Source organism: Faecousia intestinalis (assembly GCF_040096185.1).
GTDB lineage: Bacteria > Bacillota > Clostridia > Oscillospirales > Oscillospiraceae > JAZOXB01.
In genome coordinates, this window is record NZ_JBBMFF010000069.1 from 1 (window position 1) to 2,480 (window position 2,480).

The 2,480-nt window shown below is 60.6% G+C and carries 3 protein-coding genes; 2 read left to right on the plus strand and 1 reads right to left on the minus strand.

Translation table 11 applies throughout. The features are described 5' to 3' along the window. The coding region (locus tag WMO66_RS00950; RefSeq protein WP_349134535.1) for an MATE family efflux transporter at positions 1–950 on the plus strand (950 nt) is incomplete at its 5' end. A gap of 49 nt (positions 951–999) precedes the next feature. Here WMO66_RS00950 and WMO66_RS00955 read toward each other — a convergent pair. Beyond that, entirely contained in the window at positions 1,000–2,043 is a 1,044-nt protein-coding gene (locus WMO66_RS00955; protein WP_349134536.1) for a YeiH family protein, read from the minus strand. A gap of 110 nt (positions 2,044–2,153) precedes the next feature. Between WMO66_RS00955 and WMO66_RS00960 the strand changes: the two genes are divergently transcribed. Next, the coding region (locus tag WMO66_RS00960; RefSeq protein ID WP_349134537.1) for a LysR family transcriptional regulator at positions 2,154–2,480 on the plus strand (327 nt) is incomplete at its 3' end.

The following is a 2,480-nucleotide window of genomic DNA, read 5'->3' on the forward strand; positions in this document are numbered from 1 at the left end:
AGATCGCAGCCACCTATCTGAACATCTATTTCTATGGTCTGCCCTTTCTCTTTCTCTATAATATCCTGTCCTCCCTGTTCAATGCGCTCGGAAAATCGCGCATCCCGCTGTATTTCCTGATTTTTTCCTCGCTGCTGAATGTCGTGCTGGACTGGTATTTCGTCGCCGTGCTGCACCGGGGCGTGCCCGGCGCAGCCTATGCCACGTTTCTGGCGCAGGGCCTGTCCGCCGTGCTGTCGTTCGGCGTGTTCCTGCTGGAGCTGCGGCGCATCCCGGAGCGCTCGAACGGTCTGTTCCGCTTCGGAGAGCTGCGCGCCATGACGCGCGTGGCCCTGCCGTCCATCCTGCAGCAGTCCACGGTCTCCATCGGCATGATGCTCGTGCAGTCCGTGGTCAACGGCTTCGGCACGCAGATCCTCGCGGGCTTTTCCGCTGCGGCGCGCATCGAATCGCTGTGTATCGTGCCCATGGCCGCCATCAGCAATGCCCTGTCCTCCTACACGGCGCAGAACATCGGCGCGGAGAAGCCGGAGCGCGTGCCGCAGGGCTACCGCGCGGCCAATCGGATGATCGTGCTGATCTCCGTGCTGCTGTGCGTCCTTCTGGAGCTGTTCCGCACGCCGATCATCGCCATGTTCCTCGATGCCGCCCCCTCGCCCGAGACCGTGGCGACCGGTGAGCACTATCTGCAGTTCATCGGCTTTTTCTTCTGCTTCATCGGCTTCAAAATGGCTGTAGACGGCATCCTGCGCGGCGCGGGCGACGTGAAAATGTTCACGATCGCCAACCTCGTCAACCTGGCCATCCGCGTGTTGCTGTCGTGGCTCTGCGCGCCGCTCTGGGGCGTTGAGATCGTCTGGTACGCCGTGCCGGTCGGCTGGCTGGCAAACTTTGTCATCTCCTTCGCACATTACCGCACCGGAAAGTGGAAGGAAAAACGGATCGCATAAAAAAATCCGCGCCATCCTGCAGCAGGACAGCGCGGATTTTTATATACTTTCAAAGCAGCGTACCGCTCGGCGCAACGCCGATGGCATATTCGACTGCGATGGCGACCAGCACGACGAGCAGAGAGATGATAAAGCCGTGCAGCATGGGCTTCAGGCCCGCCCTGCGCATGTCGGAGAAGCTCGTGTTCAGGCCGATGGCAGCCAATGCCGTGACCATGAGAAACTTGCTGATATCCTTGAGCACGGAGGCGACGGAGGCCGGGATGAAGCCGAGGCTGTTCACGCCGCACAGAGCGAGGAAGCCGAGGATGAACCACGGGAAGACAGACTTCATATTGACCCTGACGGCCGACTGGTCGCCCGCCGCTTCCTTCTTTTTCACATGCATGCCGATGAGGGCAAAGATCAGCACCGTCGGGATGATCGCCAGCGTGCGCGTCAGCTTCACCAACGTGGCGAAATCGCCCGCCTGCTCACTGAAGGCGTAGCCCGCCGCCACAACGCTCGACGTGTCATTCACGGCCGTTCCGGCCCAGAGGCCGTAGGCGGCGTCGGACAGGCCGAGCCAGCGGCCGAGGATCGGGAACAGCACGATCATCGCCATGTCGAACAGGAACGTCGCGGACATACCGTAGGCAACGTCGACATCCGTCGCGTCAATGACGGGCGCGATGGCCGCAATGGCAGAGCCGCCGCAGATGCCCGTTCCGGCAGAGATGAGGTTGCTCATCTTCCAGTTCAGGCCGAGCGCTTTGCCGATGAAATAGCCGACGCCGAAGCAGGTGGCCAGCGTGAAAAGCATGACCGTCAGTGAAAAGCGGCCGACCTTCAGCACCGTCATGATGTTCAGGCTCGCGCCGAGCAGGATGATGGCGAGCTTCAGTACCTTTTTGGACGTGAAGCGGATACCGGGCGACGTGACCGCGTTTGGCTTGAAGAAGCGGTTGATGACCATGCCGATGAACAGCGCAATGACGGACGCGCCGATCAGGTGCAGGCCCGCCAGCCCCTCGAGATACTCCAGTCCCTTGGCCGCGGCCGCAATGACGAGCGCCATTGCCAGACCGGGCACCATTTTCCAGATCGTTTTCATAAGAACCCTCCGTTTTTTCTGTAGCGATTGCATTATAGCACGCCCGTGTGATAAAATAAAATTATTCTTTAGAATAAAACGATTCCATGTCGTTATCAAGGAGGGCATTCATGGACCGGAGGCTCGAGACATTTCTGGCTGTCTGCCAGACGATGAATTACCGCCGCGCGGCTGAGGCGCTGCACCTGACGCAGCCCGCCGTGACGAAGCAGATCCAGTCGCTGGAGGCGTCCTACGGCGTCCGCCTGTTTTCCTATGACGGGCGGAAACTGAGGAAGACCGCCCCCGGCAGCGCGCTGGAGGTCTTCGCCATCTCGCAGCGCTATCAGGAGCAGGAGCTGGAGCGTGCGCTGCACGCCGCTCCGCGCAAAATTCTCCGCGTCGGCGCGACGAAGACCATCGGCGACTATATCCTCCCGCCCGCCATCTGCAGCTTT